The sequence below is a fragment of the Actinokineospora terrae genome, from assembly GCF_900111175.1.
Taxonomy (GTDB): Bacteria; Actinomycetota; Actinomycetes; order Mycobacteriales; family Pseudonocardiaceae; genus Actinokineospora; species Actinokineospora terrae.
Genome location: NZ_FOGI01000012.1, coordinates 217,118 through 222,929, shown reverse-complemented (window position 1 = coordinate 222,929; position 5,812 = coordinate 217,118). Strand labels below are relative to the sequence as shown.

At 70.4% G+C, this 5,812-nt stretch carries 5 protein-coding genes; 4 read left to right on the top strand and 1 reads right to left on the bottom strand.

The genetic code is table 11. The features are described from left to right. The first annotated feature begins 32 nt into the window (after window positions 1-32). From BMY07_RS26480 to BMY07_RS26465, 4 genes are all read left to right on the top strand, one after another. The gene (locus tag BMY07_RS26480) at window positions 33-947 is read left to right on the top strand and encodes a TauD/TfdA family dioxygenase (protein ID WP_092784354.1); all 915 of its coding nucleotides are present in this window, start codon (window positions 33-35) and stop codon (window positions 945-947) included. A 67-nt stretch (window positions 948-1,014) separates the two neighbouring features. Continuing rightward, window positions 1,015-2,028 (top strand): FecCD family ABC transporter permease, encoded by a 1,014-nt coding sequence (locus BMY07_RS26475; protein ID WP_245782678.1) that lies wholly within the window; start codon window positions 1,015-1,017, stop codon window positions 2,026-2,028. Continuing rightward, a complete protein-coding gene (locus BMY07_RS26470) occupies window positions 2,025-3,059 on the top strand; it encodes a FecCD family ABC transporter permease (RefSeq protein ID WP_177215782.1) in 1,035 nt (344 codons plus the stop codon). The genes BMY07_RS26475 and BMY07_RS26470 overlap by 4 nt, the downstream gene beginning before the upstream one ends. A gap of 85 nt (window positions 3,060-3,144) precedes the next feature. Next, complete coding sequence (locus BMY07_RS26465; RefSeq protein WP_245782677.1) at window positions 3,145-4,665, top strand: FAD-dependent monooxygenase; 1,521 nt, start codon at window positions 3,145-3,147, stop codon at window positions 4,663-4,665. 11 nt (window positions 4,666-4,676) lie between these two features. Here the strand turns inward: BMY07_RS26465 and BMY07_RS26460 are convergent, their stop codons facing one another. Further along, window positions 4,677-5,804 carry an epoxide hydrolase family protein gene (locus tag BMY07_RS26460; protein WP_092784348.1) on the bottom strand — a complete coding sequence of 376 codons (1,128 nt, stop codon included), beginning with the start codon at window positions 5,802-5,804 and terminating at the stop codon, window positions 4,677-4,679. Window positions 5,805-5,812: the final 8 nt, after the last annotated feature.

Here is a 5,812-nt window from a genome sequence, read left to right as displayed (position 1 = left end):
CCGGCGCTGACTGTCCATAGAGGAGAAACTCGATGACACTGGCCTACACGATCCAGGGCGAGGGACCTGTGGTCGACAGGATCACCGGTGACCGTGACGCACTACGCACCAAGCTCGTCGAGCACGGCGCTGTGCTTCTGCGCGGTTTCGAGATCGGCGGCGCTGACGGGCTTACCGACGCCGTGCGCGCGCTCTCGGGGGAACCGCTCACTTACACCGAGCAGTCCTCCCCGCGCAGCGTGATCAAGGGGAACGTTTACACCTCGACCTCTTACCCCGCGCAGGCCGAGATCCCCCTGCACACCGAGATGTCGTACCAGGCGGTGTGGCCGCTGACGCTGTTCTTCCACTGCGTCGAGCCGCCCCTCACCGAGGGTGCCACGCCGCTGGCCTCCATCCGCGAGGTCTACGAGCGCATCGACCCGGACGTGCGCGCCGAGTTCGAGCAGCGCCGGTGGATGGTCGTGCGCAACTACGGCGAGGACGTCGGCCTGCGCTGGTGGACCGCGTTCGGCACAGAGGACCGTGCACAGGTCGACAAGCAGTGCGCGGCGGGTGGTCTTACCGCGGAATGGGTGGGCTCCGACGGGTTACGCACTCGCGCGGTACGCGACGCAGTGCACCACCATCCGGTGACAGGGCTGCCGGTGTGGTTCAACCACATCGTCATCTTCCACGAGAGCAGCCTGCCCGCCGAGGTCCGCGAGGGCATCGCCGAGATCTACGGCCCTGACGGATTCCCCAACAACTCGTACTACGGCGACGGCAGCGTCATCCCCGACGATGTGGTGGCCCACCTCCGGCAGTGCTACCGGGCCGCGTCGACCCGGTTCGACTACCAGCGCGACGACCTGTTGGTAGTGGACAACATGTCCGCCGCGCACGGCAGGGAACCGTTCACCGGCCCGCGCAAGATCGCCGTCGCCATGGCGGAATCCTCCGCGTGAAGGGGAGTTGTTAGCCTTGCCCGGTCGCCAGAGCGGTGACACCGCACAGACCGACGAGGGGTCGCTGGTGCAGGAAACGCGTCCCCGCACCACAAGCGTGCGCCTCTTAGGGCTGATCGGCGCTCTTGTGGTGCTCGCCGCGGTGTGTGTGTCGAGCATGGTCGTCGGTGCCGAGCACATCGACGCGGGGACCGTGTGGCGCCTGTTGTGGCACGACGACGGCAGCGAGATCGCCTACATCGTCCGCGAACTGCGGTTCCCGCGCACGGTGATCGGCCTGTTCGTCGGCGTCGCCCTCGGCCTCGCGGGCGCCCTCATGCAGGCGCTGACCCGCAACCCGCTGGCCGACCCCGGCGTGCTCGGCGTGGAGATCGGCGCCTCGACCGCGGTGGTCCTGGCGATCTCGCTGCTCGGCGTCACCGCGCCCAGCGGGTACGTGTGGTTCTCCATGCTGGGCGCGGCGGCCGCCTCCGTCGCGGTGTACGCGCTCGGCGCCAGCGGCCGGGCCGCCACCCCCGACCGGATGGTCGTCGCCGGGGCCGCGCTCACCGCGGCGCTCAACGCCGTCGTCGGGATCATCCTGGTGCTCGACGCCCAGACCTTCGACCGGTTCCGGTTCTGGGTCATCGGGTCGCTCGCGGGCCGCGGCATGGACGTGTTCCTGGAGGTCTCGCCGTTCATCGGCGCCGGGGTGCTGGTCGCGCTCGGCCTCGGCCGCCCGCTCAACGCGCTGGCGCTGGGCGACGACACCGGCCGCGCGCTCGGCCTGCGGGTCAACCACGTCCGGCTCGTCGGCGCGCTCGCGGTCACCCTGCTGTGCGGCGCGGCGACGGCGGCGGTCGGCCCGATCGTGTTCGTCGGCCTCGCCGTCCCGCACGTGGCCAGGATGATCATCGGCCCCGACCAGCGCTGGGTGCTGCCCTACGCCGCGGTGCTGGCGGGCATCCTGCTCGTCGGCGCCGACGTGCTCGGCCGGATCCTCGGCGCGCCGGGCGAACTGCAGGTCGGCATCGTGACGGCGTTCCTGGGGGCACCCGTGTTCATCGCCTTGGCCCGCCGACGCCGGATCACGCAGCTGTGAGCGCCTCCTTCGTGCGGGTGGGCCCGCTCTCCGTCCGGTTGCACCGCCGTCCACTGGTCGTCGGCGCCATCCTCGTCGTGGCCCTGTTGGCCCTAGCGGCTCTCACACTGACCACAGGCGACTACCCGGCCACCGTGTCGGACGTGCTGCGGACCCTGTTCGGGCAAGGACCTCCGGGGCTGGAACTGGTGATGAACCGGTTCCGCCTACCCAGGCTCCTCGTCTCGATAGGCGTAGGGGCCGCGTTGGGCGCGGCGGGCGCGATCTTCCAGAGCGTGTCCCGCAACCCCCTCGGCAGCCCGGACGTCATCGGCTTCACCACCGGTTCGGCCACCGGCGCCATCCTGGTCCTCTTGGTCTACCGGGACGCACAGGTCAGCGTGGCCGTTGGCGCCATCGTCGGCGGTCTTGTGTCCGCGATCGTGGTGTACCTGCTCGCGTTCCGCCGAGGGGTCCAGGGCTTCCGCCTGATCCTCATCGGCATCGGTGTCAGCTCGATCCTGGCGTCGATCAACGCCTACCTGTTGAGCCGCGCGTCGCTTCAAGAAGCCCGCCTCGCGCAGCTGTGGCAACTCGGCAGCGTCAACGGTCGCACTTGGGACCACGTGATGCCGTTGTGGATATCGCTCGCGGTACTGCTACCGGTGGCCCTTATCGTGGGCCGCCGAATGCCGTTGCTGGAAATGGGTGACCCTGCCGCCGGTTCCCTGGGCATCTCACCGGAACGGACCCGCCTTTCTCTAGTCCTCATCGGCGTGGCTTTCACCGCAGTCGCCACGGCCGCCGCGGGGCCCATCAACTTCATCGCGCTAACGGCCCCACAGGTGGCCATCCGCCTGACCCGTTCCTCAAGCCCGGGCATCCTTCCCGCCATGCTGACCGGTGCCGCGCTCCTGTCCGCCGCCGACCTCGTGGGCCAACGCCTCATCCCCGACATCCAACTCCCGGTAGGCCTCACCACCGGCGCCATCGGCGGCGTATACCTGATGTGGCTCCTCGCCGCGCAATGGCGCAAATCCCCCAATCGGTAACAATCGACCCGCCGCCGGTTCGCCGGATTTCTGTACTCTCGGTTTCGGGGGAGTGGCTTTCCCCATTCACGCGGAGGGGACACTGGTGGGGATCCGGCAGACCGATGTGATCGTGGTGGGCGGTGGCCCGACCGGGCTGGTGCTGGCCTCGGAGTTGGCGCTCGGCGGGGTGGCCGTGCTCGTGGTGGAACGGCTGGCCGAGCGCAGCGGGCAGTCGAAGGCGCTGAACCTGCAACCCCGCACGGCCGAGGTGTTCGACCTGCGCGGATTGCTGGAGCGCACACGCAAGTACGCCCTGGGCAACTGGGGGAGTGGGCACTTCGGCGGGCGGCCGTTGAGCTACGAGGGTTGGCAGACCCGGCATCCGTACCAGGTGGCCATCCCGCAGGCCGGGGTCGAGCGCGCGCTGGAGGAGCGGCTCGCCGAGCAGGGCGTGCCTGTCCTGCGTGGACACGACCTGGTCGGGTTCACCCAGCACGACACGGGTGTGACGGCCACGGTGCGGACCGCCGCCGGTGAGTCGGAGATCCACGCGCGCTACCTGGTCGGGTGCGATGGCGGCCGCAGCACGGTCCGCAAGCTGCTCGGTGTGGGCTTCCCGGGCACCGACGCCAGTCAGTTCGCGTTCGTGGCCGACGTCGTCTTCGGCGTCTTGCCCGCCGCCGTGCCCACGAGGATGCGGTCGGTGCAGGACGCGATTGCCAGAGAGAGGACTGCCAGGGAGAAGACCGGCAGACGCGGTACCGGCGGGCTTATCCCGTTGGGGGAGCAGGGTCTCTTCCGCCTGGTCTTCAACGACCCGGACGCCCGCGCGGGGGATCAGGCGACACCGGTGTCGGAGGACGAGGTCAAGGCCGCGATCCGCGGGCTCTACGGGGAGGACGGCGAGATCGCGGAGGTCCGCTGGGCGTCCCGGTTCTCCAACGCCACCAGGCAGGTCGACCGCTACCGGGTCGACCGCGTGCTCCTGGCGGGCGATGCCGCGCACATCCACTTCCCCGCGGGCGGCCAGGGCCTGAACCTGGGTGTCCAGGACGCCATGAACCTCGGCTGGAAACTGGCCGCCACGGTCAGGGGCCACGCGCCGACCGGCCTGCTCGACACCTACCACGCCGAACGCCACCCGGTCGGCGCGAGAGTCGTGGACAACACCCGGGCCCAGACCCTCCCCACCGACCCCGACCCGGAGACCCGCGCGATGCACGGGCTCATCACCGAGCTGGCGAGACTCCCCGAGGCCAACAGGTACCTGGCGGGCATGGTGTCCGGTCTGGACATCCGCTACCCCGTGGACGGCCAGGACCACCCGCTGCTCGGCGCCAGGCTCCCCGACCTCGAACTCCCCACCCACTGGACCAGCACCCTCTTCCACCCCGGCCACGGCGTCCTGCTCACCACCGATCCCCGCCACCTCGCCACCGCGGGCCCCTGGTCCGACCGGGTGCACGCCGTGGCTGTCGCGGATCTCCCGCTCCCCGCCACCGCCGTCCTGGCCCGCCCCGACGGCTACACCTGTTGGCTAGCCCTACCCGAGACCCCGCACTTATCCGCGACCGACCAGCTGGAAACCGCGCTCCAGACCTGGTTCGGCCCCGAGAACCCCTGATCCCTCCCGGCCTAGCGCAGCGCGGTGAAGAAGGCGCGGATGTCGTCCGCCACGAGCTCCGGTACCTCCAGGGCGGCGAAGTGGCCGCCGTGGTCGAACCGGCTCCAGTGGACGATGGCGCTGTTGTCGCGCTCGGCGAAGACCTTGATGGTCTGGAAGTCGTCGGCGAACACGGCGACCCCGGTGGGGGCGGCGTTGATCGACGCCGAGTCGGGGGCCTCGGCGTTCTCGTAGTACGAGCGCGTCATGCCCGCCGCGGCATTGGTGAACCACGCCACCGACACCTCCAGCAGCACCGTCTCCAGCGGGACCAGTGACGTGCCGTTGCCGAAGGAGTGGAACAGCTCGCTGTAGGCGAGCAGACCGAGAGGGGAGTCGCTGAGACCGGCGGCGATGGTCTGCGGGCGGCTGGCGTTCATCGTGTTGTACCCGCCGACCTTCTGGAACCACTGCATGTGCTCAAGGCCCGCGTAGTCCTGCGGCTCCAGGCGCTCGAACTCCCCCGGGTCGCCCGAGGGGAAGGAGAACAGCTGCAGCACGTGCAGGCCGAGGAAGCCCTCCGGGGCGAGCAGGCCCAGCTCGCGGGCGATCACCGCGCCCTGGTCGGAGCCGTGCGCGCCGTAGTGGGCGTAGCCGAGGCGGCGCATCAGGGTGTCGTACGCGCGGGCGATCCGGGCCGAGTTCCAGCCGGACTCGGTGACGGGGGTGGAGAAGCCGAAGCCGGGCGCGTCCGGGATCACCAGGTGGAACGCCTGGTCCGCGGAGCCGCCGTGCGCCACCGGGTCGACGAGCCGCTCGATCACGCCCAGGTAGTCCACGGACGAGCCGGGGTAGGTGTGCAGGAGCAGCAGCGGGGTCGCGCCGGGGTGGGGCGACTCGACGTGGATGAAGTGGATCGGCTGCCCGTCGACGTCGGTGACGAAGTGCGGGTGCGCGTTGATCCGCTCCTCGGCGGCCCGCCAGTCGAACTCCCGCCACGCCGCGACGGCCTCGCGCAGGTAGTGGTTGGGGGTGCCGGTGGCCCAGTCGTCGCCGGGAGCCGGCTGGGGGAGTCGGGTGCGGGCGAGGCGGTCGGCCAGGTCGTCCAGCTCGGCCTGGGCGATCTCGACGCGGAAGGGGCGGATGCTCGTGTTCGTCATGCCGGTAA

Bases quoted from the DNA above. Each gene is read 5' to 3' on its own strand.
- BMY07_RS26480 (WP_092784354.1), top strand. From the start codon at position 33: ATGACACTGGCCTACACGATCCAGGGCGAGGGACCTGTGGTCGACAGG.
- BMY07_RS26460 (WP_092784348.1), bottom strand. From the start codon at position 5,804: ATGACGAACACGAGCATCCGCCCCTTCCGCGTCGAGATCGCCCAGGCC.